Annotated in this window: 25 protein-coding genes; 22 read left to right on the top strand and 3 right to left on the bottom strand. The window is 46.4% G+C overall.

Annotated features, from left to right (window positions below; all coding sequences use genetic code 11):
- The first annotated feature begins 90 nt into the window (after window positions 1-90).
- The gene (hslO, locus tag DSOL_RS02990; protein ID WP_075363408.1) at window positions 91-972 is read left to right on the top strand and encodes an Hsp33 family molecular chaperone HslO; all 882 of its coding nucleotides are present in this window, start codon (window positions 91-93) and stop codon (window positions 970-972) included.
- Between the two features lie 125 nt (window positions 973-1097).
- Here hslO and rpmB read toward each other — a convergent pair whose 3' ends face one another.
- Entirely contained in the window at window positions 1098-1289 is a 192-nt protein-coding gene (gene rpmB, locus DSOL_RS02985) for a 50S ribosomal protein L28 (protein WP_075363407.1), read from the bottom strand.
- Window positions 1290-1503: 214 nt separating this feature from the next.
- On the opposite strand from rpmB, the gene DSOL_RS02980 reads away from it, so the two are divergent.
- The 6 genes from DSOL_RS02980 (at window position 1504) to DSOL_RS02955 (ending at window position 8264) form a co-directional block, all read left to right on the top strand.
- A complete protein-coding gene (locus DSOL_RS02980; protein WP_075363406.1) occupies window positions 1504-1860 on the top strand; it encodes an Asp23/Gls24 family envelope stress response protein in 357 nt (118 codons plus the stop codon).
- Window positions 1861-1906: 46 nt separating this feature from the next.
- Complete coding sequence (locus DSOL_RS02975; protein ID WP_075363595.1) at window positions 1907-3601, top strand: DAK2 domain-containing protein; 1695 nt, start codon at window positions 1907-1909, stop codon at window positions 3599-3601.
- Window positions 3602-3841: 240 nt separating this feature from the next.
- Entirely contained in the window at window positions 3842-4510 is a 669-nt protein-coding gene (gene sdaAB / locus DSOL_RS02970) for an L-serine ammonia-lyase, iron-sulfur-dependent subunit beta (RefSeq protein ID WP_075363405.1), read from the top strand.
- 15 nt (window positions 4511-4525) lie between these two features.
- Window positions 4526-5389 carry an L-serine ammonia-lyase, iron-sulfur-dependent, subunit alpha gene (sdaAA, locus tag DSOL_RS02965; RefSeq protein ID WP_075363404.1) on the top strand — a complete coding sequence of 288 codons (864 nt, stop codon included), beginning with the start codon at window positions 4526-4528 and terminating at the stop codon, window positions 5387-5389.
- On the top strand, window positions 5386-7953 hold the full coding sequence (gene recG, locus DSOL_RS02960) for an ATP-dependent DNA helicase RecG (protein WP_075363403.1): 2568 nt from the start codon (window positions 5386-5388) through the stop codon (window positions 7951-7953). Before sdaAA ends, recG begins: the two co-directional genes overlap by 4 nt.
- A 182-nt stretch (window positions 7954-8135) precedes the next feature.
- Window positions 8136-8264 (top strand): small, acid-soluble spore protein, alpha/beta type, encoded by a 129-nt coding sequence (locus DSOL_RS02955; RefSeq protein WP_139314368.1) that lies wholly within the window; start codon window positions 8136-8138, stop codon window positions 8262-8264.
- 163 nt (window positions 8265-8427) lie between these two features.
- On the opposite strand, the gene gpr is transcribed toward DSOL_RS02955, so the two are convergent.
- Entirely contained in the window at window positions 8428-9414 is a 987-nt protein-coding gene (gene gpr, locus DSOL_RS02950; RefSeq protein ID WP_075363402.1) for a GPR endopeptidase, read from the bottom strand.
- A gap of 287 nt (window positions 9415-9701) precedes the next feature.
- Between gpr and rsmD the strand changes: the two genes are divergently transcribed.
- Both rsmD and DSOL_RS02940 read left to right on the top strand, forming a co-directional pair.
- Window positions 9702-10253 carry a 16S rRNA (guanine(966)-N(2))-methyltransferase RsmD gene (gene rsmD / locus DSOL_RS02945; protein WP_075363401.1) on the top strand — a complete coding sequence of 184 codons (552 nt, stop codon included), beginning with the start codon at window positions 9702-9704 and terminating at the stop codon, window positions 10251-10253.
- Between the two features lie 17 nt (window positions 10254-10270).
- Window positions 10271-10777, top strand: coding sequence for an ATPase (locus DSOL_RS02940; protein WP_075363400.1), 507 nt, complete (start codon window positions 10271-10273; stop codon window positions 10775-10777).
- Between the two features lie 156 nt (window positions 10778-10933).
- Here the strand turns inward: DSOL_RS02940 and ylbJ are convergent, their stop codons facing one another.
- Window positions 10934-12085: a sporulation integral membrane protein YlbJ gene (gene ylbJ / locus DSOL_RS02935; RefSeq protein ID WP_075363399.1), complete on the bottom strand. Its 1152-nt coding sequence runs from the start codon at window positions 12083-12085 to the stop codon at window positions 10934-10936.
- A gap of 86 nt (window positions 12086-12171) precedes the next feature.
- Between ylbJ and DSOL_RS02930 the strand changes: the two genes are divergently transcribed.
- From DSOL_RS02930 to fabF, 13 genes are all read left to right on the top strand, one after another.
- Window positions 12172-12936, top strand: coding sequence for a patatin-like phospholipase family protein (locus DSOL_RS02930; RefSeq protein ID WP_075363398.1), 765 nt, complete (start codon window positions 12172-12174; stop codon window positions 12934-12936).
- Between the two features lie 174 nt (window positions 12937-13110).
- Window positions 13111-14304 carry an acetate/propionate family kinase gene (locus tag DSOL_RS02925; protein WP_075363397.1) on the top strand — a complete coding sequence of 398 codons (1194 nt, stop codon included), beginning with the start codon at window positions 13111-13113 and terminating at the stop codon, window positions 14302-14304.
- Between the two features lie 66 nt (window positions 14305-14370).
- The gene (locus DSOL_RS02920; RefSeq protein WP_075363396.1) at window positions 14371-14886 is read left to right on the top strand and encodes a YceD family protein; all 516 of its coding nucleotides are present in this window, start codon (window positions 14371-14373) and stop codon (window positions 14884-14886) included.
- A gap of 28 nt (window positions 14887-14914) precedes the next feature.
- Window positions 14915-15094 (top strand): 50S ribosomal protein L32, encoded by a 180-nt coding sequence (gene rpmF / locus DSOL_RS02915; protein WP_075363395.1) that lies wholly within the window; start codon window positions 14915-14917, stop codon window positions 15092-15094.
- 297 nt (window positions 15095-15391) lie between these two features.
- Window positions 15392-15955, top strand: coding sequence for a transcription factor FapR (fapR, locus tag DSOL_RS02910; protein ID WP_075363394.1), 564 nt, complete (start codon window positions 15392-15394; stop codon window positions 15953-15955).
- 24 nt (window positions 15956-15979) lie between these two features.
- Window positions 15980-16963 (top strand): phosphate acyltransferase PlsX, encoded by a 984-nt coding sequence (gene plsX / locus DSOL_RS02905; RefSeq protein ID WP_075363393.1) that lies wholly within the window; start codon window positions 15980-15982, stop codon window positions 16961-16963.
- Window positions 16964-17010: 47 nt separating this feature from the next.
- Entirely contained in the window at window positions 17011-18012 is a 1002-nt protein-coding gene (locus tag DSOL_RS02900) for a beta-ketoacyl-ACP synthase III (protein ID WP_075363594.1), read from the top strand.
- Window positions 18009-18965 carry an enoyl-[acyl-carrier-protein] reductase FabK gene (fabK, locus tag DSOL_RS02895; RefSeq protein WP_075363392.1) on the top strand — a complete coding sequence of 319 codons (957 nt, stop codon included), beginning with the start codon at window positions 18009-18011 and terminating at the stop codon, window positions 18963-18965. Before DSOL_RS02900 ends, fabK begins: the two co-directional genes overlap by 4 nt.
- Before the next feature lie 2 nt (window positions 18966-18967).
- A complete protein-coding gene (gene fabD, locus DSOL_RS02890) occupies window positions 18968-19906 on the top strand; it encodes an ACP S-malonyltransferase (protein ID WP_075363391.1) in 939 nt (312 codons plus the stop codon).
- A gap of 1 nt (window position 19907) precedes the next feature.
- Window positions 19908-20651, top strand: coding sequence for a 3-oxoacyl-[acyl-carrier-protein] reductase (fabG, locus tag DSOL_RS02885; RefSeq protein ID WP_075363390.1), 744 nt, complete (start codon window positions 19908-19910; stop codon window positions 20649-20651).
- Window positions 20652-20694: 43 nt separating this feature from the next.
- Window positions 20695-20922, top strand: a complete 228-nt coding sequence (gene acpP, locus DSOL_RS02880) for an acyl carrier protein (RefSeq protein ID WP_075363389.1) — start codon at window positions 20695-20697, stop codon at window positions 20920-20922.
- A gap of 140 nt (window positions 20923-21062) precedes the next feature.
- Window positions 21063-22016 carry an NAD(P)H-dependent flavin oxidoreductase gene (locus DSOL_RS02875; protein WP_075363388.1) on the top strand — a complete coding sequence of 318 codons (954 nt, stop codon included), beginning with the start codon at window positions 21063-21065 and terminating at the stop codon, window positions 22014-22016.
- Between the two features lie 3 nt (window positions 22017-22019).
- Entirely contained in the window at window positions 22020-23258 is a 1239-nt protein-coding gene (gene fabF / locus DSOL_RS02870; protein ID WP_075363387.1) for a beta-ketoacyl-ACP synthase II, read from the top strand.
- Window positions 23259-23278 lie beyond the last annotated feature (20 nt).

Genomic DNA, 23278 nt, shown 5'->3' with positions numbered 1-23278 from the left:
CGCTCCGCTCTCAACTGCACTGTTGACGCTTTGTGTTTTTGGACAGATGACAGATAGAATAATAAGATTTTGATAAAAGGAAGACGATTTATGCAACAGGATGAATTATGGATTGGAACGATGCTTAAGGGTCGGGCGCGTTGGGTTGTGGCTAGGACGACGGATACGGTTGAGGAGGCCCACCGGCGTCATGGGATGTCGCCGGTTGCTACGGCGGCTTTGGGGCGGTTGATGACTGGGACTCTTATTTTGGCTAGTTCACTTAAGGGAGAAGAATCGATCACATTGCGATTGTTGGCAGACGGTCCGTTAGATGGTGTTGTGGCCGTGGGTAATCCGCAGGGTGAAGTTCGGGGGTATGTGGGGGAACCTTTGGTGGATTTGCCGTTAAAGGCTTCGGGGAAACTGGATGTAGCTACTGCAGTTGGCTCTGGTGAGTTGGCGGTGAGCCGTAGTTTGCAAAATGGTGAAGTTTATACGGGAATGGTCCCGCTGGTCAGTGGTGAGATTGCGGAAGATCTTGTGCATTATTTGCTGACGTCTGAACAGATTCCTTCGGCTTTGCTGCTTGGGGTACTGGTCGAAAAGGACTATCATGTGGCTGGAGCGGGTGGGCTTTTGATTCAACCGTTACCTGGAGCGACAGAAGAGGATATACAAGCCATTGAAAGTCGGCTCGGACAGTTAGGGGTAGGAATCAGCGAACTGGTCGCTCAGAGCGGAAATATGGAGGAGTTGATCGGCAGTCTAATGGGACAAATTCCTTATCATGTCTTGGAACGACGGGTGGCAAAGTTTTCTTGTTCGTGTTCTAAGTCACGTCTGACGGATACCTTAGTATCGTTAGGCAAAAAAGAAATAGCAGACCTAATCTCAGACGGGAAAGCCGAGATGGTTTGCCATTTTTGTAACGAACATTATTTATTTAATGTGGAAGAGCTTCAACAAATTTCGGATCAGGCCGAAATGTAGACGGGCTGTGTAATGTTGCTCCACTCACCCGCAGCACCGTCGCTATTGCGCTTGATTGTGGGAGACGTGGCAAAACCTTAGGGTAAAATGAAAAAAGCCCGACAAACTGTCGGGCTTTTGATTCATTAGCTAGCGCGCTGAACTTTGCCGGAACGTAAGCATCGGGTACAAACTTTGATCCGGGCGGGAGTACCGTTGACAATTGCATGAACGCTTTGCAAGTTGGGTTTCCAAGTTCGCTTTGACCGTATATGAGAGTGGCTGACTTGAAATCCGGTTTTTACTCCTTTGGCGCATACTGCACAAACATTAGCCATGCTTTAAAACCTCCTTTGCCACCGAAATGACACTGCTATATTCTATCAAAAGTCTTACGGGTTGGCAAGGTATCCTCTAATTTTCTTAATGCTAAATTATGAAAACAGTTTTAGCGGGTGTTAGCAAGATATTTAAAGTTTTCTTTGAACATTTTTCATTTACTTGATAGAATAGTTTCAATGTGGACGATGCTGGAAGGAGTGGATCCTTTTTATGGGAAAAGAAATTATTAATAGTTTAGGTAAAATTGATATTTCTGAAGAAGTCATTTCTACGATTGCGGGTGCTGCAGCTGTTGAATGTTACGGATTGGTGGGCATGGCCTCACGCAAAATAACCGATGGTTTTGTGGATCTGCTGAGACGGGAAAATTTGGCTCGTGGTGTGGTGGTTACCATAAAAGACAATGAACTCGTTATTGATCTCCATATTGTTGTTGGATATGGTGTTAGGATTTCTGAAGTGGCGGCTAATGTTATGGAACGCGTTCGTTATACCACGGAGAAACTTACGGGATTAAACGTATCCCAAGTGAATGTGAACGTTCAAGGAGTTCGCATTTTAGAGTAGTGCAAAAGAGTAGGGGGATTCGGTTTTGAGGTCAGCGACGAACATTATGAATGTTCTTAACGGACAAGTATGGAAACAAATGATGGTGGCAGGGGCACGGGCCCTAGAAATAAAAAAACATGATGTTGATGCCCTAAATGTTTTTCCAGTTCCAGATGGAGATACAGGAACGAACATGTTTTTAACGATTCAATCTGCAGCAAGGGATGCCGAAAAGATCTTGAGTGATTCTATCGGTGAAGTGGCAACAGCAGCTTCAATGGGCTCGTTAATGGGTGCTCGCGGTAATTCAGGGGTGATTCTTTCTCAGCTCTTACGAGGGATTGCCAAAGGGTTTGATGGATTGTCAACGGCCAATTCTCTTCAAGTAGCACAAGCTTTGCAAGCTGGGGTGGATACGGCGTACAAAGCAGTTATGAAACCTGTTGAGGGTACGATCCTAACGGTTTCGAGAGAAACGGCGCGGGGCGCGTTAACCAAGGCCAAGGGGGGGGGATCACTTCTCGAAACTCTTCAAGAAGCAGAGCGTAAAGGTTTAGAGGCTCTTGCGAGAACACCGGATTTGTTGCCGGCCTTAAAACAGGCTGGTGTGGTTGATGCTGGAGGTCAAGGATTCCTCATTATTTTGGGCGGATGGATTGCTGTTTTAAAGGGAGATACGAGGGTAGGGGACAATCTGCCTAATCTGGAGAAAACATCAGCTCCACGTGTTCAGAAAACTCAGGAGTCTCATGAAACTAAACCAGGATTCATGCAAATTGAAAGTCTAGAGTTCCCTTATTGCACTGAATTCTTGGTTAAGGGAAGTAATTTGCGTGTTGAACAGATTCGACAGGATTTAACGGATCGTGGGGACAGTTTGCTGGTCGTAGGAACACCTGAAGTGGTTAAAATTCATGTTCACGTTAAAAATCCTGGTAAAATCTTGGATTATGCGATTCAGTGGGGCTCACTTCATGCTGTTGAAATTCACAATATGTTAGAACAAAATGAGAACATGGCTCACGCTAAGAAAACCAAACAGGATAGTCAAGAACCTGTACCAGATAAATCAATCACTGAAGAGGATTGTAACCCGTGGAAAGAATACGGCGTGGTTGCTGTGGCCATGGGGCAAGGAATTGCAGATGTATTTCAAAGTTTGGGTGCCGATGAAGTTGTTTATGGCGGTCAAACTATGAATCCCAGCACGGAAGATCTTGCTGAAGCTGTGCGGAAGATTTCTTCACGTCATGTTTATATACTACCGAATAATGGGAACATTATTATGGCAGCCCGTCAAGTTAAAGATGTTGTGCAGGACCGTGAAATTTATGTGATACCGAGTAAATCGATTCCCCAAGGAATTTCCGCTTTGCTGAACTTTAATACAGAAGGGGAAGCGGAGACGAACATTCAGAATATGGAACTTGCTCTAGGCCAAGTTCATTCCGGTGAAGTAACGTATGCGGTTCGTGATTCCCAATATGGAACGTTGGATATTTCAAGTGGGGATATTTTAGGGTTGGTGGAGGACGTAATAGTCACTACCGGTCAATCGTTACTCGACGTTGCACAGTCAACCTTGGAGAAAATGGAATGGCAAACCCATGATTTGGTTACCATTTTCTATGGCGAAGAAACTAAACAAGAAGAGGTTGAACGCCTTAGGAATTGGCTTAGCGAAGTAAATCCGAACGTCGAAGTAGAGGTTCATCCCGGTAGGCAACCACTCTACTATTATATTTTTGGGGTGGAATAGGTTATCCTCCGGAGTTTCCGGAGGATTTTTTAACCAGTTAGAAAGTTTATGTTTTGGGTGGGTCCCTTCTCGCCATCACGGCGCTTTGCCATCCTTGGCAGCGCTCTAATCTCGAACGTCCTGTTCGAGTCTTGGCTACAGGGACACTCGGCCATCCTTGGCCAGCGCATAAGTGCAACTAGGGCAGCGCCTTCGCTAGGGCTTGGCGCCAGCCAAGTTTTCTATATTTGGAGGTGTATTGTGGGCAAGAGTAATGTATTTGATCTTCTTGGGCCGATCATGGTTGGCCCTTCCAGTTCACATACGGCAGGAGCAGTGCGTTTGGGTGGAATGGCTAGAAAAATACTGGGCGAGGAACCAGTCCAGGGAAAGATCCTTCTACACGGCTCGTTTGCTACAACAGGGAAGGGACATGGGACAAACCTAGCGTTGGTTGCAGGACTTATAGGCATGGCGACAGATGATGAGCGCATACCTGAGGCTCTCAAGATTGCCGAAGAACGTGGCCTGAACGTCTGCTTTGAAACAGCCGACCTTGGAGATGTTCATCCGAACACTGTGAAGTTTGATTTGTTGGGAGAGCATGGGAGTCATGTTCGGGTGATTGGATCATCTGTCGGAGGAGGAACCATTGTCATTCGGCAGATCAACGATTTTCAGGTGGAGATTAGGGGTGACTATCCCACGTTAGTGATCTTGCACCAGGATCTTCCGGGAGTTGTTGCACAAGTCACGCTCCTCCTATCAACTGTTCAGATTAACATTGCCCGTATGCTAGTTTCCCGTAAAAAGAAGGGCGCTGAGGCCTTAATGGTGCTGGAGACGGACCAAACGATTGACAATGCCGTTCTTGATTTATTACGAAAACTACCAAGAATTTACCAGGCATTGGCTATTGAACCGTTGTAATAGGAGGAAATGAGCATGCGCGCATACGAAGATTGGGTTATTGAGGCGGAAACCAGAGGCTTGAAAATTAGTGAAGTCATCGTTCAAAACCAGATGGAAGAATTAGAACAATCGGAACAAGCTCTTTTTGAACGTATGAGACAGAATCTCAGAGTAATGCGTAAATCGGTTGAAACGGGTCTCAGTGGGGAACGTCGTTCTTTATCCGGTTTAGTAGGGGGAGATGCAGCAAAAGTTGAGGGTCGACGAAAAAGAGGAGAGAGCTTGGTTGGAGAGCTAATGAGTGGTGCGATTGCCAGAGCTCTTGCAGTGGCCGAAGTCAATGCCTGCATGGGGAAAATCGTTGCTGCACCGACTGCAGGTTCCTGTGGGGTACTGCCAGCCGTCCTTTTGACGATTGAAGAGGATCGTCGAGTCTCAGAACAGGCGGTTTTACATGCTCTTTTTACGGCTGCGGGATTAGGAATAATCATCGCAGAGCGAGCAAATGTTTCTGGTGCTGAAGGCGGGTGTCAGGCTGAGATAGGGTCTGCAGCAGCTATGGCTGCCGCAGCGGCCGTGGAATTGGCTGGTGGATCGCCGAGACAGACAGCTGATGCTGCAGCGATCGCCATGAAATCGATGTTGGGTTTAGTTTGTGACCCCGTGGGAGGGCTTGTGGAGGTTCCTTGTGTCAAACGGAATGCAACGGGAGCAATAATCGCCTTGACGGCTGCCGAGATGGCACTTTCGGGTGTGAAGAGCGCAATTCCAGTTGACGAGGTTATCGATACTATGGGCCAGATTGGTAAACAAATGCCGTGTACTCTGAAGGAAACAGCGCAAGGTGGCCTTGCAGTGACCCCAACGGGACGACGAATTCAGGCTGATTTTCTATGAAGCTCTCTCAGGCGCAATTGGTTTTAAATAATTTTCAACGTGCGCTCTTGGCAGAAGAAAAACAGGGATTTACGAATACCGGGGTTTTGGGCGGATTTAATGCCTTTTTGCGAGGAATTCTCCCAAGATTAGGACAGTTATTCCCGGCTCACGACATGGATTTGCTGAAAAATTTGGCTCAACAATATCCCACCTGGAGCCCGCTGCGAAGAAGAGAAGCCTTTGCAGAACTTCGCCGTTTCATGCAAGAAATTTCACTAGAAGCTCAAGAGATACTAGTGCAGAATGAGCTATTTAATGCGGATTTAAAACTACTGGGAAAACAAGATATTACTGAGAAACGAGAAGTACCGGGAAAACATATATCGGCTAAACAGAAAGTACCGGAAGTACCGGAAGTACCGGAAGAACAGGAAGAACAAAGACTACTTGAAAAACAAGAAGGTAAAAAAAATGCTGATAAAGCTCATCCTGTGCACGTAATTAAGAGTCAAGAAATCCCTCTAGAAAGGGCTTTTAAGGGATCAAACAGTGCCTCGTTGCGAATGAGGCCTTTACAATACTTAAAAGGGGTAGGCCCAGAAAGAGCAAAACAACTTGAAAAGCTGGGAATTAATAATGTACAAGATCTGCTGCTCTATTACCCTCGTCGGTATGAAGATCGACGCAAGCAAATGATTGCCGAGATGAAAGATGGAGAAACGGCGACGCTCGCCGGAAAAGTAGTGGCAGGGCATGTGACGAATGGCAAGATGAAAGTGGTTAAGTTGAGTATTGAGCAAGAAGGGCGCTTGTTCCAGGCAACTTGGTTTAACCAAACCTTTATTCTTAAGCAATATCCTGTTGGAACGCACGTCGTTGTAACGGGTAAAGTGCGCTGGCAGCAACAGGTGCCGGAAGTTCTAGTGACAGATATTGAAAAGGACAGTGACGGTGGTCCCTTCACCACCGTTGATCAAGGTACTCAAACGATTTTACCGATTTATTCCGAAACAGCGCGCCTATCTTCCAAGGTAATCCGCGGCATAATTCAGAGTATTTTAGGTCAGGTTGAGGCAGCTTTTCCAGAAGTCCTACCTCGAGAAGAATTGGGGCAATGGATGGAGAGATCCCGAGCGCATCGAGAAATTCACTTTCCGGAGAACGATACCAGTTTGTCCAAGGCAAGGGAAAGGTTGGTTTGGGAAGAGATTCTCTTTTTGCAGTTAGCGGTCGCCGGGCTACGGGAGGGTATGGTTCGTCTGGGAAGTCCACCGTTAACAGGGGGAGAGGAACAGATCCAGAGTTTTTATAGGGCCTTGCCTTTTCGTTTGACCACAGCTCAACAACGAGTGATTCAAGAGATTTTTCAAGATTTGGCTAGACCACAAGGGATGGCTCGCTTGGTCCAAGGGGATGTTGGGTCCGGTAAAACGGCAGTTGCTATGGCCGCTTTGCTCCGTGCGGTGGGATCAGGATACCAAGGGGCAATGATGGCTCCTACGGAAATTTTAGCATTACAACATTTTCAATCCCTTGAGAAAGTGTTCACTCCTCTAGGAATTACGGTGGTTTGTTTATTGGGTAGTCAGAGCAAAAGTGCGCGGGAGGAAACCTTAGCAATGATCGCGGACGGCAAGGCACAAGTCGTAGTGGGAACTCATGCCCTTATTCAAGAAACCGTGGCATTTAAAGCTTTGGGTCTAGCCGTCACGGATGAGCAACATCGGTTTGGGGTGCGACAGCGTTCACTGCTTCAGAGCAAGGGAGAAAGCCCTCACGTTTTAGTCCTCACGGCGACACCGATTCCCCGGACGTTAGCTTTGACACTTTACGGAGATTTGCAGCTTTCTGTGCTTGATGAGATGCCTATGGGGCGAAAGCCAATTATAACCCGCAAATTATCGGAACGGGCCCGTCCAAAAATGGAAAAATTCCTTGAAGAGCAAATTGATCTTGGCAGGCAAATTTATGTCGTTTGTCCGTTAGTAGAAGAATCAGAATCGCTTGATCTTATTTCTGCCACGCAGCGTGCCTCTGATCTTCAAGTTAGGTTTCCGAATCGTCGCGTTGCCCTCCTGCACGGCAAAATGAAGGGAACGGAAAAGGAATCGATCATGGCAGAGTTTAACGCTGGGGAGATTGATGTTCTGGTTGCTACGACCGTGGTGGAAGTTGGGGTCAATGTCCCCAATGCCTCAGTTATGGTCATTGAATCGGCAGAACGGTTCGGACTCGCGCAATTGCATCAACTTAGGGGGCGGGTCGGCCGCGGCAGTGATCAATCTTACTGTTTTTTGTTATCGGGAAACAAAAATAGTCGTCGTTTAGATATTCTCTGCCAAACGGAAGACGGCTTCAAAATTGCCGAAGAGGATATGCGTCTGCGCGGAACAGGGGAACTATTAGGGACACGCCAGCACGGTTTAGCCGAATTGAGGCTTGCGGATCTCTCCCGGGATGGGCATCTTGTCGAGAAGGCCTATCAGATGGCGCAAAAAGCTTTGCAGAACCCGGAAAAGTTTAAATTGCTTTTTCAAGAAGTGCAGAGGATGTTTCCGCCGGAGAAGATAGGGGTAAATTAGGGAGATGTAATTGATTTAAATACAGTTTTTGATTTTTAGCCTAAACCTTTGGCAGGAATTGCCGAGTATGATTATGGACAAATGATCGAATAATAAAACCAGACTGAAGCGTTAAAGTAAAGGCAAAGCAGCAGCGAAGCAGGTCTGCTGCCTTCTCAAAATACTCTAAGGAGGTGTAAGCTTTGACTGAACCCAATAAAACGATGGTCCAACTGACACCGGAATTAGAAAAGTTCAAGTATGAAGTCGCGCAGGAGATTGGGATTGCAAATCGCAAACACAAACGTTTTCCCAATACACCACAACAATAATCTATATGGAAATGGGTCGGGTTTATTTTTACTAAACCTGACCCATTTCTGCTTTCATGCTTAACTACTCTTCTGGCCCAGCCAATGAATGAAATGAAATTGCAGAGGGAGTCACTCCAGAGTTTTGGTGAACGTGCAATTTCATTTGCATTCATCCGTTCAGCTATTGCAAATAACGCTCATAGTCTTCACGATCGACTCCGGGATGCAGGCTGATGGCCAGAGCACCAGCAATAATCTTAGCCGTCGTTTTTATGAGTGTGTCGATTTCCTTGGGTGTGACCATCAGATTTCCTTGGAATGGAGAAAGCACATCATCGATGATTTTGCTGAATGTTTCAGGTTTTATGCCCTTATAAAGTTTATAGAGTGAAGGGCTGGTTACAAATTGCTTAAAAACTCCTTCGACGACGTCGTGGGCAATGAGTGAAGCATTGACAACTGTGGGGAGACCGATGGCAATTACTTTACAACCGACTGTTTCTTCGTTGATGCCAGCCCGTGGGTTTCCTACTCCTGAACCAGGGTGAATTCCAGTATCAGCGAGCTGGATACTTGTGCCGACTCGTTCAAGGGAGCCGGCGGCCAGGGCATCAATAGCTATGACCAAATCAGGTTTGACATGGTCCACTATACCACGGATGATCTCGGCGGTTTCAATTCCGGTAATCCCCAATACGCCCGGCGCAATGGCACTTACTTTTCTCATTTTGCCGTGCAATTCATCTGGAGAGAGTTGGAAAAGGTGGCGGGTGACCATTGTTTTGTCAATAACTTGAGGACCTAACGCATCGGGTGTTGCATTCCAGTTTCCCAACCCAATTATTAGAATGCTGGCATCTTCTTTCAGATTCATGAGTTCGATTAATTGGTCGGCAAGTACCTGGGTGATATCTTCATGGACGACGTAATTGCTCGTTCGGATTTCAGGGGCATCAATCGTAATGTATTTTCCTTTAGGTTTACCGATTGCTTCGACTCCTTCATCGGTCTCAACAGTAATGATCGTTACTTTGGCATGTTCGAGCTTTTGTTCATCCATTCGAACACCGGGAATTTCTTCCCCGCTTTCTCCCCTCAGGAGCTGATGGGCTTCAACGGCTAAATCAAGTTGAACCTTGAGGTGGCGATAAAGTTCTAATTTCTTCATGGCTTCTAACTCCTTTAAATGGATTGAAAAAATCACTGGGGCTTTATTCAAGCTCCCAGTGAATAGAGAGGAAACGAAAGGAAGAGCTGGATGGGGGAAGGACATTCGATGTTTCGTGTTCATTGGCATCGAATACCAAATATAGTATTGGCAAAAACTAAAATGATATGCAGGAAATTTAGGGAAATATATTTATTTGCTGTGGTATAATGATAAGCAGTCCTATTATCTAATAATTATGGCTGAAATGCTTAATAAGCTCTGCTATAATATAACATGGAGGATTTATGAGGATTATTGCAGGGGAAATGCGTGGCCGCCAACTAAAGGCGGTAGAAGGAATGCAAACACGTCCGACCTCGGATAAAGTAAAGGGCGCAATCTTTAATGTTTTAGGAAATAAGGTCTTGGATGCTCGTGTGCTAGACCTTTTTGCTGGAACCGGAAATCTGGCGATTGAGGCACTTTCCCGCGGTTGTCGCGAAGCAGTGATGGTAGAGAAGAGTCTGGCAGCGCATCAAGTTATTCGGGAAAATCTCGAACGAGTTGGGGTTACCCATAAGGCCAAACTTCTATTAATGGACGCATTTAAGTATCTAAACAGACATCCTCATGAAGTATTTGACCTTATTTTTCTCGATCCCCCTTATCGTCAGGAACTTGTCTTAAAGATTATCTTGAGCCTAAAAGAATACTCCTTTTTGACACCAACGGGCGTTATTATTGCTGAAACGGCTAAGGATGAAACGCTAAATGAAGATATTTATCCATATGAAATACGTAAAACAAGCGAATATGGGGACACCAAAGTGTGGTATCTACAGAAAACGGACGTATGACGAGGGAGAGGATTTAAGTGGAAAGCGATATCTTAAGTTTGCTTAACGAAATGGAAGAGATTGTAGATCATGGCCCTAAGATCCCGATGACAGGGAAGGTTTTAGTAGATGACACTGTGATCTTTGAATTGCTGGATCGTGTGCGGGCAGCCTTGCCAGAGGAGTTAACCAATGCCAAATGGGTTTTAAAAGAGCGGGAACGAATCTTGAATGAAGCGCAAACTGAAGCTCAGAAACTGATGGAACAAGGGAAATCGTACGTTGATAAGATGGCAGTAGAGAATGAAGTGGTTAAACAGGCCCAGAGCTATGGAGAGGATATCGTTAGGCAGGCGCAATCCTATGCACGAGATGTAAAGATTGGAGCTGTTCAATACGCTGATGAAATGCTGCAGCATGTCGAACAGAGTTTGTACGAAACGCTTCAATCCTTGCGTAAAAATCGCGAGGAATTAAAGGGGCTAGCCAAAGAAGATCGGGACAACATAGGAAAGTCTGAAAAAGATAAGGGTGAGAAAGCTTAACGAATTCGGTTCAAGAGCGAAAATCATCTAGTATTCGAGGATAATGGCAGTTGAATTGGAAACAATTTAACTGCCATTTTAAAGGTATATAGGATATAAACCATAATCTATATAATGACATTGATAATGGCCTTAATCTCGGAATAGCTCATAACACTATCTTGTAGGTTGTTGGATCAAGGTAAGGACGAAGAGTATGGCAATGATCCCCATAAATACTAGGGAGCTTAAGTGCCAAGTATTCCACACTATAAACGACGTGCTTGGGGTTTGAATTGTAACGACGGATGTAGGTACCTTGGCAACTAAGAGGAAGAGCTGGCTTAAACCTAACGCAAGGATAGCATGTAGTACCCTTGCAATCACAAAAGGGTAGAAGCGCAAATCGGTTCCGCTAATTAATCCGGCGACTTGTGCAAACACGGAAAGTCCTCCCCAACCCATTAGTAAGGCTAGAAGTGCCACTTGCTGATGGAGTAAAGAAAGGGCGCGGATTGACTCCTGACAACCTAAAGTCATTTCAAAGAGACCGTTAAAAAAGGCTTGAAAAACAGGAATCTGAACGATTCGGATAACACTGTGGCTTAGGAATGCTAAAAATAATGTAACGTGCCAGATGTTTAAAAGTCGGAGGACAACGGAAAAAAAGGCCATGAAGCCCGCGACCATTAGGACGGTATTGGTGCTTTGTTTGATGGCATCGCCAAGGACTTGACCGAAAGCACGCTTATCTCTGTTTTGAGCGTCTCTCAGCTCTTGCCAAGCTCGTTTTAATGAGGGTAAATTTGTCGGAAGAGGGGATTTAGGGGAAACACGGTAAAAGCGAAAGAGGAAGCCAACCATCAAATTGGCGAGATAAACTGAGCCGGCCAATAAAACTCCAAGCGAAGGCTTACCTAACATTCCAGAGGCGACGGCTCCAATCATAAAACCGGGGCTGGGGTTATTTGTAAAGGCTAAGAGACGTTCTCCTTCTTCGCGTGTGATTTCTCCAGCTTGACGAAGTCGCGCGGTTAGCACTGCCCCCATAGGAAAGCCTGAAGTATAACCCATGGCCACAACAAAAGCCGCTTTGCCGGGAAGGCGAAAGACCGGACGCATAAATGATTCTAGAAGAACACCGAGAAAATGAACGAAGCCAGCCGCCATGAGAAGCTCAGAAATAATAAAGAAGGGGAGCAAAGCAGGGAGGACAAAATTCCACCATAACGTCAATCCTCCACCAGCGGAGCTAAGAACTTCTTGGGGATAGGCAAACATGCCGAGGGCGAGGAGACTTAAGGCAACGACACGGGCAACGTTGGACATGGGACTATCACCTTCCTAGACCTTTGTTCATAATTTATATGATGGAATGCCAGGCCCTAGAAGTTGGGGTGAGGAGGAGACGTGTAATGAGTCCAAAAAAAGGTCTTGTTTTGGGTGCCGGAGGGGCGCGGGGGTTCGCCCATCTTGGTGTCCTACAAGTACTGGAAGAAGAGAAAATAGGAATGGATATTGTCGTTGGATGCAGTGCAGGAGCAATCTTTGGCGCTTTGTGGTGCGCAGGATTGGATCTATATCGCATTGAACGACTGCTGACTTATCCGGGGTTTGCCAAAAAACTTCTAGACCCTGCCGTCTCCAAAGAAGGTCTAGTTAAAGGGGACAAAATTCTTGAGGTCCTCCGCTTGCTAACCAGAGACATGTCGTTTGAAAATTTAAAAATCCCGTTAGCAATCGTAGCTACAGATATTGAATCAGGGGAACTTGTTGTGTTTAGCGAGGGAAGTGTAGCACAGGCTGTTCGCGCCAGTATTTCTATCCCGGGATTTTTTAAGCCTTATCGTTACCAAGGTCGTCTCTTGGTCGACGGTGCCGTTAAGAATCGCTTACCAGTACATATTGCTCGGAATATGGGAGCGGAGAAGGTATTGGCGGTTGATGTCAAGAAAGGATTGATGACTAAACTTTCCAGTGCCATGGACATCTTACTTCAGTCTATAGAAATTCTCGAAGACGAAGTGTTCCGTGCACATTGCCATGGTGCTGACCTACTAATTCAGCCAGACATTGGCCATATTGGAAGTTTCCAGTTTGATCGTGCCGAAGAAGGGATCCGTCTTGGACGGAGCATCGCGTTTGCGAAATCTTCTGAAATTAAGAGAATAATGGCGTGAGGGGTTGAAAAAACGAAATTTTGTGCTACACTCACGGAAGATGCATAATATCTTCGTGACAATAAATGGTACCTCGAAAAAGGTAAAATTTATTGTTCTTGGGAAGACTATCGTTATTACTTCATTTAGAAAGAATCATGGGATCAGGTGGAAAAATTAAAAGGGGTAGAGGAAATGAAAATTCTTGTTATCAACTGTGGGAGTTCTTCACTAAAATATCAGGTGATCGATATGGACACAAAGAATCCAATCGCCAAAGGGTTAGTAGAACGTATTGGCCTTCCGGGTGCTGTCCTTACGCATAGTATTACCTCCGGGAAAAAGGAGGTCATTAAGACTGAAATACCGAATCATGTCGCTGCCATTGAACTTGTGCTGAAAGAATTAGTGTCTCCTGAATATGGTGCTCTTCAAGATTTGAGTGAGATCTATGCCATAGGGCATCGCGTCGTCCATGGCGGAGAGAAATTCTCGAAATCTGTCGTCATTGATGACGAAGTTATGAAAGCACTAAAGGATTGTATTGAACTAGCTCCACTGCACAATCCTCCCAATATTGCTGGAATTAAAGCATGCCAGAAAATGATGCCGGGTACTCCGCAAGTGGCAGTCTTCGATACGGCTTTCCATCAAACGATGAAGCCTGCCAGCTATATCTATGGCTTACCTTATGAATATTATAAAAAATATGGAATTCGGAAATATGGTTTTCATGGTACATCCCATAAATATGTCAGTCAGCGTGCTGCGGTCCTTCTCAAAAAACCGTTACAAGAATTAAAGCTCATTAGCTGTCACTTAGGGAATGGAGCTTCAATTTCTGCCATTCGTGGGGGAAAATCGATAGAAACTTCGATGGGCTTTACCCCGTTGGATGGATTAATGATGGGAACTCGCTCAGGAACCTTAGACCCAGCAATCGTCACGTATATCATGTGTAGGGAAAACTTGAGTTGCGACCAAGCTAATGACTTTTTAAATAATAAATGTGGCGCTTTAGGGGTTTCTGGGGTAAGCAGCGACTTTAGAGACATTGAAGTGGCTGCGAAACAAGGGAATTTCCGGGCCCAATTGGCCTTGGATATTTTCGCGCATGACGTTAAGCAGTTCATTGGCTCTTATGCTGCTGTATTGAATGGGCTTGATGCCATAATATTTACAGCGGGAGTTGGAGAGAACGCTTCGAACATGCGGGCAGATATTTGCAAAAACCTGGATTTCCTTGGCATAGATCTTGATTTAGAGAAAAACAAGGTCCGGGGTGAAGAAGTGGATGTTTCCAAGGCGAATGCACGTTGCCGAGTTCTTGTTATTCCGACAAATGAAGAACTTATGATTGCTTTAGATACGCTTGAATTAACGATGTAAATGAGTTTCCCTTGACAAAGAAAAATGTCCCAACTATAATAATGTAAGTGTATTGGGGTGGTTAATATGAAAGTGAATGTAGCCCAGGTTCGTTATAGTGAAGGTAGAAGTGTACATTTTGATCTTGTAGAAGATTTTTCTCCCTTCGATTTGGCAACAGAGGACATCTCATTTCAAGCACCGGTACACGTTCAACTTCAGGTAAACAACACAAGTAAAGCAATGCTGGTGAATGGAACCATTGATACAGAGCTTAAAGTGGTGTGTGGACGCTGTTTAGAGGGGTTCGTATATCCATTAAGTCTCGCCTACCAAGATGAATGGGTTTTCCGAGCTCTGGCGACAGAGGATCAATTGGAGACAGCACTCCTTTTGGACAAAGATGAGGTCGAGATCAACGAACGAATTTTTGAACAAATTGTGTTAGCTTTACCGATGAAGTTTATTTGTTCAGCAGAGTGTCAGGGGCTATGTCCGACCTGTGGTGCGAATCGAAATCTGACCCCTTGTCATTGTGGGGAGGACGACATTGACCCTCGGTTATCAGCACTGGCCAAATGGCAGTCTCTCATGACTGATTAAGTTTAGTGAACCTAAAGGGGGTGTAATTATGGGTGTTCCGCAACATCGCCAATCAAAAACAAGAGTGCGTAAACGTCGGGCTATGTGGAAACTTACTGCACCGAACCACATCGAATGCCCCCAATGCCATAAACCGAAAATGCCGCATTATATATGCCCTAGTTGTGGGTATTATAATTCCAAAGTCGTTATTGCAATGGAATCATAAGGTTTAGCGCGCAAAAACAAAGAACTCTTTTTTAAAGAGTTCTTTGTTTTTGCGTTTTAGATCCTATTCCATTAAGAAACATTAAAGTTGTTAACCACTTTTTAGACCAAAATCTGGTATTCCCTCTGCTTTCGACAGGGTTATTTCTTGAAAAGCTTAGCATGATGGTTTATAATTGTGACCAGGTCATAAAGCGCGATGCGTTATGCGAGTGGGTCGATGTTCGAGCTCCACAAAGTGTCGTTTTTATCATCGGACAAAGAGTTAATAAATTCAGGGTAAGAAATGGTGATAGTGATGGCCCGTTATACTAAAGAAGAACGCCGCAAAGTATTGGAGGAAGCACTTTCAGAGCATCCGTTCTTTACCGATGAGGAACTAGCAGAGCGGTTCAAGGTGAGTGTCTCGACCATACGTTTAGATCGGGGAGAACTGGGGATACCGGAATTGCGGGAGAGAACCAGGGCAGTAGCCCAAGATGCGTACTTCGCGTTAAAGTCGTTAGATGACCAAGAATTGATCGGAGAGTTGCGAGAACTTGTCATTGGAGAGAGAGCTCGTTCCGAGTTGAGGATTGAGGAGAGTATGGTTTTAGCCAAGGCCAGAGTTGCCCGTGGACATTATCTCTTTGCCCAGGCCAATTCCCTCGCCATTGCCTTAGTGGATGCTCCTATGGCCTTAACGGGGAGTGTCGATATGAAATTCATCCGGCCTGTTCAGTTAGGTGAGGTTGCCGTTGCTGAAGGAAGAGTAATCAAGCGAACTCGCAATAAATATTGGGTTCAAGTATCAGTAAACGTTGATTTGGAGGAAGTGTTCCAGGGACTTTGGATTCTTTTTGCTAGGGAAGAGCTCTTGTGAGGAATGGGAACGGAGATGAGGTACATGAGAATTGCAGTGGACGCCATGGGTGGCGATCATGCCCCAGAGGAGATAATCAAGGGGACGTTGATAGCTGCAGAAAAAAATCCCGATGTTCAGCTTATTCTAGTGGGCCAAAAAGAGCGGATTTTACCGTTTTTTACAGGCGCGAAACCAAAGAACATATCCCTCTATGAAGCGACTGAAGTCATTGCTATGGACGAACATCCGGCTAATGCTGTACGTAAGAAGAAGGATTCCTCGATTGTCGTTGCAACCCGCTTGGTGAAACTGGGTGAGGCGGATGCCGTTGTGAGCGCGGGAAGCACCGGAGCACAAATGGCTTCTGCGCTTTTGGGCTTGGGCCGTATTAAGGGAATTGAACGACCAGCCATTGCCACAGTTCTTCCGACCCCAGAGGGCGGGAAACTTATTCTCGATGTAGGTGCTAATATGGACGCGACGCCTGAGCAACTTAGTCAATATGCCCTTATGGGCAACATCTATGCCGAAAAGATCCTAAGGATTCCAAATCCGCGCATTGGTCTTCTCAATGTAGGAAGCGAAGAGGGAAAAGGAAATGACTTGACCCAGAAAGCTTATGGGTTACTAAAGGGAGCCCCACTTAATTTTATTGGGAATGTTGAAGGGCGAGATGTACCCTATGGGCGTGCTGATGTGGTCGTTTGCGAAGGTTTCGTCGGAAATATATTGCTTAAAACGGCAGAAGGCCTAGCGGGAGTATTGTTTCAGCAGATTAAGGAAAAAATTACTTCAAATATGGTTCGTAAGCTAGGCGCGCTGGCTGTGAAACCAGGTTTAAAAGAAATCGCCCAGATGATGGATTATGCCGAGTACGGCGGGGCCCCTTTGCTTGGTGTCAATGGGATCAGCATTATCTGTCATGGCAGTTCGAATGCCAAGGCGATTCTTAATGCGATCCGGGTGGCCCAAGAATGTATGAAAATCCAATTAATTGAGCAGATACGGGAAGATCTCCCTAAGTGAGTCTGTTGTTTAACAAAGAGAAAAGAGGACAGATGACTATGCGAAGTGTGCGAAGTGTGGGAATTGCGGGGCTAGGGTCATATGTTCCTGAAAACATTTTAACGAATGCCGATATAGAAAAGATTGTGGACACCAATGATGAATGGATCCGATCGCGTACAGGGATCAGGGAACGTCATATCGCCCCGAAAGAGATGCCCGTCTCGGAACTATGTTACCAAGCGGGGTTGCGGGCTTTAGAAGATGCTCAAATTGCTCCTGAAGAGGTTGACCTCGTTGTTGTAGCGACGATAACGCCAGACTATGCCTTTCCTGCGACAGCCTGTCTCGTTGCCGACCGATTAGGAGCAAAAAATGCAGCGGCCTTTGACCTTGAAGCGGGATGCACAGGATTTATTTATGGTGTTGCGACCGCAAGTCAGTTTATTGCTTCAGGAATGTACAAAACAGTGCTCGTTATTGGGGGGGAAACCCTAAGCAAAGTGCTTAACTGGGAAGATCGTTCCACGTGTATCCTTTTTGGTGATGGTGCTGGGGCGGCAGTTTTGCAACCAGTGGAAGAGGGATCTGGCTTTTTGAGTTTTGAATTGGGTTCAGACGGTTCAGGTGGTATGTTGCTTTCTCAACCGGCTGGGGGGTCCCAATGTCCGGCAAGTTTTGAAACAGTCGAAAAGAACCTCCACACCATTCAGATGGAGGGTAAAGAAGTCTTTAAATTCGCAGTGCGAATTATGGGGGATGCTTCGCTTAAGGTCATTGAGAAAGCGGGTTTAAGTAAAAAGGATGTGGATCTTCTTGTCCCCCATCAAGCAAATATCAGAATTGTAGATGCAGCGGTTAAGCGCTTGGGGATTTCTCCAGATAAGGTGGTCGTTAATTTAGACAAGTATGGAAATATGTCAGCAGCGTCCATTCCAGTGGCCTTAGATGAGGCTGTCAAAGCGGGACGCATTGCAGAAGGAGACATTGTAGTTATGGTGGGATTTGGTACAGGTCTAACATGGGGAGCTTGTGTTTTGAAATGGACGAAAGTAGGCATAACCGTATGATTAAAACAAGGATTTGCGAACTCATTGGGATCGAGTACCCGATTTTTCAAGGAGGCATGGCTTGGGTTGCGACTGGGGAATTGGCTGCCGCGGTCTCCGAAAGTGGGGGATTAGGCATTATAGGCTCGGGACATGCCCCTGCGGACTGGTTGCGTCAGGAAATTCATAAGGTTAAAGCGATTACGAAAAAGCCGTATGGGGTTAATGTCATGCTGATGTCCCCGTTTGTGGACGACGTCATGAAAGTCATTCTGGAGGAACGTGTTCCGGTGATTACGACGGGGGCAGGTAATCCTGGAAAATACGTACCTCTTCTTAAGGAACTAGGGACAAAAGTGATTCCGGTGGTTGCCTCAGTTGCGTTGGCTAAACGTTTAGAAAAGGCTGGAGTTGATGCGCTCATTGCCGAAGGAATGGAGTCTGGTGGGCATATCGGAGAAATCGGAACGTTCCCACTTGTTCCGCAGGTCGTGGATGCTGTTAAAATACCAGTCATTGCTGCCGGAGGGATCGTAGATGGGCGAGGTCTAGTGGCGGCTTTAGCCCTTGGAGCAGAGGGAGTACAGATGGGGACTCGCTTTATGTGCGCGGAAGAATGTACGATTTCCCGCCTTATCAAGGAAAAAATTGTCAAAGCCAAAGACCGTGCTACTGTTATTACAGGTCGTTCCACTGGTCATCCCGTGCGTTGCCTAGATAATCACTTTACTCGTGATATTGAGCAATATGAAAAAGAAGGAATGTCAGCAGAGGAACTTGAAAAACTGGGCGTCGGAAAATTACGCCTAGCCATGGTGGATGGAGATGTGGAGAATGGTTCTATCATGGCTGGACAAATTGCCGGTGCGGTAACCCGAATAGAACCTGCGGCACATATCATTCAGGATATTATGCAAAGCGCAGAACGGGAATATGAGCGGCTGACTGCCCGGTTTGGGGAAAGGAGGGCCTAAACTTGGGCAAACTTGCCTTTATTTTCCCGGGCCAAGGGTCTCAATATGTCGGAATGGGAAAAGAACTCTTCTTGACTTCAAGTGGAGAGAGCGCGCTCGAGACGGCACGCGAGATCCTAGGGAGTAAGTTTATCACCTTACTGGAGGAGGGGCCTGATGAAGAACTTCAACTGACGGCTAACACGCAACCGGCGATTTTATTAGTCAGTGTGGCAGCATGCCGGCATCTTCGAGAGGCGGGGATTGAACCGGATTATGTCGCAGGGCACAGTCTCGGCGAGTATTCTGCCCACGTAGCTGCTGGAAGTTTGAACTTGGCTGAGGCACTCCGCGTCGTGAGAGCACGCGGAGAACTCATGCAAGCAGCTGTTCCGAGAGGTGAGGGGGGAATGGCTGCGATCCTAGGGCTCTCTGCTGATCAAGTGGAAGAGGCTTGCCATCGTGCATCAGAACTGGGTGTGGTCGCTCCGGCAAATTATAATTGTCCAGGACAAGTGGTTATCTCTGGAGAAATGAAGGCCATTGCCTATGCCATAGAGGTGGTAAAGGGAATGGGAGCAAAACGTGCTATACCGCTTTTGGTAAGCGGGCCATTTCACTCTAGCCTAATGGAGCACGTGGGAGAAGAACTACGCCCGATTTTAGAGCAGGTACCCTGGCAAATCCCGCGTTGTCCTGTTATTGCGAACATTGATGCCATGGACGTAATTTCTCAGGAACGTACGGTCAGTACGTTGGTTAAGCAAGTTAGTGGTGCCGTCCATTGGGAGCAATCCGTCCGACATTTGATAAACTCAGGTGTTGATACATTTATTGAGTGCGGTCCAGGTAAAGTCCTGACAGGTCTCGTCAAAAAAATTGCCCCTAGTGTCAATCTCCTCCGCGTCGAGGATAAGGGGTCCTTAGAAAAGTCACTTGCATATTTGAAGGAGAGTCGTTAAAATGGTGCTGAATGATTGCGTAGCGATTGTTACGGGAAGTGGGCGAGGGATTGGGCGCTCCATAGCTCTGGAACTGGCGTCAGCGGGTGCGAAAGTTGTCGTCAATTATGCAGGTCGGTCCGATAAAGCTGAGGAAACCGTGGAATTGATTCGCCAAGCGGGCGGAGAAAGTTTGGCCGTTCAAGCAGATGTGAGCCAAGAAATTGATGTCAAGCGCCTAATACAAACCACCTTAGACCATTATGGAAAGATCAACATTCTCGTCAACAATGCTGGAATCACCAGGGATACGTTGTTGCTTCGCATGAAAGAAACAGATTGGGATGCTGTCTTGGACACGAATCTCAAAGGAGTTTTTCTCTGCACTAAAGCGGTGAGCAAAGGAATGCTCAAACAACGGTCAGGGGTTATTGTTAATATCTCTTCAGTCGTGGGTCTTTCCGGAAATGCGGGACAAGCAAATTACGCTGCAGCAAAAGCCGGGGTGATCGGGTTCTCAAAGTCCGTTGCTAAGGAATTCGCCTCTCGTGGAGTTCGGGTTAATGTGGTCGCTCCAGGGTATATTTACACGGATATGACGGAAACCTTACCAGAAGGGGTCCAAAGTGAAATCTTGCGCGGTATTCCGCTTGGCCGCATAGGAAAGCCAGAAGACGTTGCCAAAGTGGTCCGCTTTCTTGTGTCCCCGGAGGCTTCCTACATTACAGGACAGACTGTGTGTGTCGATGGGGGTATGGAAATGTAATCCCCGTTATTAATGAATCTGTGAGAGGAGGTGAAGAAACAACATGGGAGTTTTCGAAAAAGTGAAAGCCATCGTCGTCGAACAACTTGGGGTAGATGAGGCTGATATTACCCAGGAGACCTCCTTTGAAGAGCTAAATGCAGATTCTTTGGACATCGTTGAACTCATTATGGCTCTTGAAGAGGCATTCGACTTGGATATTCCGGATGAGGAAGCAGAAAAGATCCGGACAGTTGGAAACGCAGTAACTTACATCAACGATAACAAGTAACTAAGAAAAGGTCCCGTACTCAGATGCGGGGCTTTCTTTTAAGAGGGTTTCTTTCTCCTTTACAAATGAAATGTAACTGGGAGAGAGTTAAATATAAATGCTTATTTGTTCAGGTAGAACTCTGACGGGGAGGAAAAATCGTGAAAATACCCGAACTTCGTATTGCTAATTTAGTGGCCAAAATTCCTATTATTCAAGGAGGAATGGCCGTAAGAATATCCATGGCTCCTCTTGCAGCAGCGGTTGCTGAAGAGGGAGGGATCGGAATCATTGCAGGCAGTGGTTTGTCCGTGGAGGAACTGAAAGCCGAAATTCGAGAAGCACGGCGACGAACTAAAGGAATTATCGGGGTCAATGTAATGTTTGCTGTCCGTGAATTTGCTCAGTTGGTTCACGCAGCGTTTGAGGAAAAGATTGATCTCTTAGTTTCTGGAGCAGGCTTTTCAAGAGACATGTTCACTTGGGGTAAGGAAAAGGGGATTCCGGTTGTACCGATCGTCTCATCTGCTAAATTGGCTAAACTATCCGAAAAGCTAGGCGCAGCTGCTGTGATCGTGGAAGGAATCGAGGCTGGTGGGCATTTAGGGACGGATCGTTCCATGCGCGATATCCTTCCGGAAGTTAAAGCAGCGGTCAGCATTCCTGTGATTGGGGCCGGAGGGGTTGTTGATGGCAAAGACGTCGTGGAAGTCATGAAAATCGGCGCCGATGGGGTGCAAATGGGAACGCGATTTGGTCTGAGCGTAGAAAGCAGTGCAGCTCCAAATTGGAAAGCCGCAATGTTGAAAGCAACTGAAGAGGACATTGTGATTATTCATAGTCCTGTTGGCTTACCAGGTCGGGGGATCCGAAGCCCTTTCACTCAAGCCCTTGAAAACCAAGTGGATGTCAAACCGACGGAGTGTGCTGGTTGTCTTAAACATTGTGAGGGGAATTTTTGTATCATGAGCCGATTAGTTAAGGCTCAGCAGGGAGATGTTCAGGAGGGACTTATCTTTTCAGGGGCAAAAGTGCATAAAATTAATGAAGTTTTGTCCGTGCACGAGATTTTCCAGGACATCAGAAACGAACTACTCAGCGTGAAGGAGGAATAGGTTTTGAAGCATCGCGCAGTTATTACGGGGATGGGTGTGATCTCTCCCGTGGGGAGCAATTTAGATGAATTCTGGAATAATTTGATCGAAGGAAAGTCCGGAATCGGACTGCTGACCCGCTTCGATACGATCGATTTGTCGACTAAAGTTGCGGCAGAGGTGAAAAACTTCGAGCCGACGGAATGGGTCGAAAAAAAGGAAAGTCGCCATATGGATCGTTTTTCCCAATTTGCCATTGCAGCCGCCAAGTTGGCGTTGCAGGATTCCGGGTTGGATTTAGAGAAAGTGGACAAGGAACGGGCAGGAGCCATCATGGGATGCGGAATTGGTGGCGTCACAACGTTTGAAGAACAAAAAGAAGTGCTCATGAAGAGAGGTAACAGTCGGATTAGCCCTTTTTTTGTTCCCATGCTGATTAGCAATATGGCAGCCGGACATTTATCGATTGAGTTTGGCTTACAGGGATCGAGTATGACGATTGTTACAGCCTGTGCATCAGCAACCAACGCGATTGGGGAAGCGTTACGGATTATTCAACGGGGAGAAGCCGACGTCGTGTTATGCGGAGGAACCGAGGCGCCAATTACACCTTTGGCCTTTGCTGGTTTTTGCTCCATGAAGGCGATGTCGACTGAAAAGGAAAATCCTGAGCAAGCGTGCCGACCCTTTGATAAACGCCGCAGTGGCTTTGTCATGGGGGAAGGAGCAGGAGTTTTGGTCTTAGAATCTGTCGAACATGCAAAAGCGCGAGGGGCGCACATTTATGCTGAACTGGCGGGCTATGGAAACTCCTCGGATGCTTATCATATTACCACACCGGTCCCTGGCGGTGCCGGTGCGATTCGGGCGATGCGACTGGCCTTAAAGGATGCCGGCGTGAGTGTTGAAGAGGTTGACTATATCAATGCGCATGGTACCGGCACGGGGCCCAATGATGCGACAGAAACTGCGGCCATCAAAGCTGTGTTTGAGGGGTATGCGTCGAAGTTAGCGATCAGTTCGACTAAATCTATGACAGGGCACTTAATGGGGGCTGCCGGAGCCATTGAGGCTATTATTTGTGCCCTGGCCATTGAACGAGGAGAGATACCCCCAACGACAAACTACGGAGAGCCAGACCCGGAATGTGATCTTGACTACGTTCCAAATGTTGCTCGAAAACAAGAGGTGACGGTGTCAATGTCTAATTCTTTAGGTTTTGGTGGACATAATGCCACCATCGCCTTGAAGAAATTTGTCTAAAGGTAAGGAGATCTAGAGTA

It is taken from the genome of Desulfosporosinus metallidurans (assembly GCF_001936615.1).
In the GTDB taxonomy this organism is placed as follows: Bacteria; Bacillota; Desulfitobacteriia; order Desulfitobacteriales; family Desulfitobacteriaceae; genus Desulfosporosinus; species Desulfosporosinus metallidurans.
The sequence above is the reverse complement of the archived record's forward strand: the minus strand, read 5'-3'. Positions and strand labels throughout refer to the sequence as shown.

What these genes read in the sequence shown, in the direction of transcription:
- DSOL_RS02980 (WP_075363406.1), top strand. Translation starts at nt 1,504, where the DNA reads ATGGGAAAAGAAATTATTAATAGTTTAGGTAAAATTGATATTTCTGAA.
- rsmD (WP_075363401.1), top strand. Translation starts at nt 9,702, where the DNA reads ATGAGGATTATTGCAGGGGAAATGCGTGGCCGCCAACTAAAGGCGGTA.
- ylbJ (WP_075363399.1), bottom strand. Translation starts at nt 12,085, where the DNA reads ATGTCCAACGTTGCCCGTGTCGTTGCCTTAAGTCTCCTCGCCCTCGGC.
- fapR (WP_075363394.1), top strand. Translation starts at nt 15,392, where the DNA reads ATGGCCCGTTATACTAAAGAAGAACGCCGCAAAGTATTGGAGGAAGCA.
- acpP (WP_075363389.1), top strand. Translation starts at nt 20,695, where the DNA reads ATGGGAGTTTTCGAAAAAGTGAAAGCCATCGTCGTCGAACAACTTGGG.
- DSOL_RS02975 (WP_075363595.1), top strand. Translation starts at nt 1,907, where the DNA reads ATGAATGTTCTTAACGGACAAGTATGGAAACAAATGATGGTGGCAGGG.
- plsX (WP_075363393.1), top strand. Translation starts at nt 15,980, where the DNA reads ATGAGAATTGCAGTGGACGCCATGGGTGGCGATCATGCCCCAGAGGAG.
- fabK (WP_075363392.1), top strand. Translation starts at nt 18,009, where the DNA reads ATGATTAAAACAAGGATTTGCGAACTCATTGGGATCGAGTACCCGATT.
- gpr (WP_075363402.1), bottom strand. Translation starts at nt 9,414, where the DNA reads ATGAAGAAATTAGAACTTTATCGCCACCTCAAGGTTCAACTTGATTTA.
- rpmB (WP_075363407.1), bottom strand. Translation starts at nt 1,289, where the DNA reads ATGGCTAATGTTTGTGCAGTATGCGCCAAAGGAGTAAAAACCGGATTT.
- DSOL_RS02920 (WP_075363396.1), top strand. Translation starts at nt 14,371, where the DNA reads ATGAAAGTGAATGTAGCCCAGGTTCGTTATAGTGAAGGTAGAAGTGTA.
- fabG (WP_075363390.1), top strand. Translation starts at nt 19,908, where the DNA reads ATGGTGCTGAATGATTGCGTAGCGATTGTTACGGGAAGTGGGCGAGGG.
- DSOL_RS02930 (WP_075363398.1), top strand. Translation starts at nt 12,172, where the DNA reads ATGAGTCCAAAAAAAGGTCTTGTTTTGGGTGCCGGAGGGGCGCGGGGG.
- rpmF (WP_075363395.1), top strand. Translation starts at nt 14,915, where the DNA reads ATGGGTGTTCCGCAACATCGCCAATCAAAAACAAGAGTGCGTAAACGT.
- sdaAA (WP_075363404.1), top strand. Translation starts at nt 4,526, where the DNA reads ATGCGCGCATACGAAGATTGGGTTATTGAGGCGGAAACCAGAGGCTTG.
- recG (WP_075363403.1), top strand. Translation starts at nt 5,386, where the DNA reads ATGAAGCTCTCTCAGGCGCAATTGGTTTTAAATAATTTTCAACGTGCG.
- DSOL_RS02925 (WP_075363397.1), top strand. Translation starts at nt 13,111, where the DNA reads ATGAAAATTCTTGTTATCAACTGTGGGAGTTCTTCACTAAAATATCAG.
- hslO (WP_075363408.1), top strand. Translation starts at nt 91, where the DNA reads ATGCAACAGGATGAATTATGGATTGGAACGATGCTTAAGGGTCGGGCG.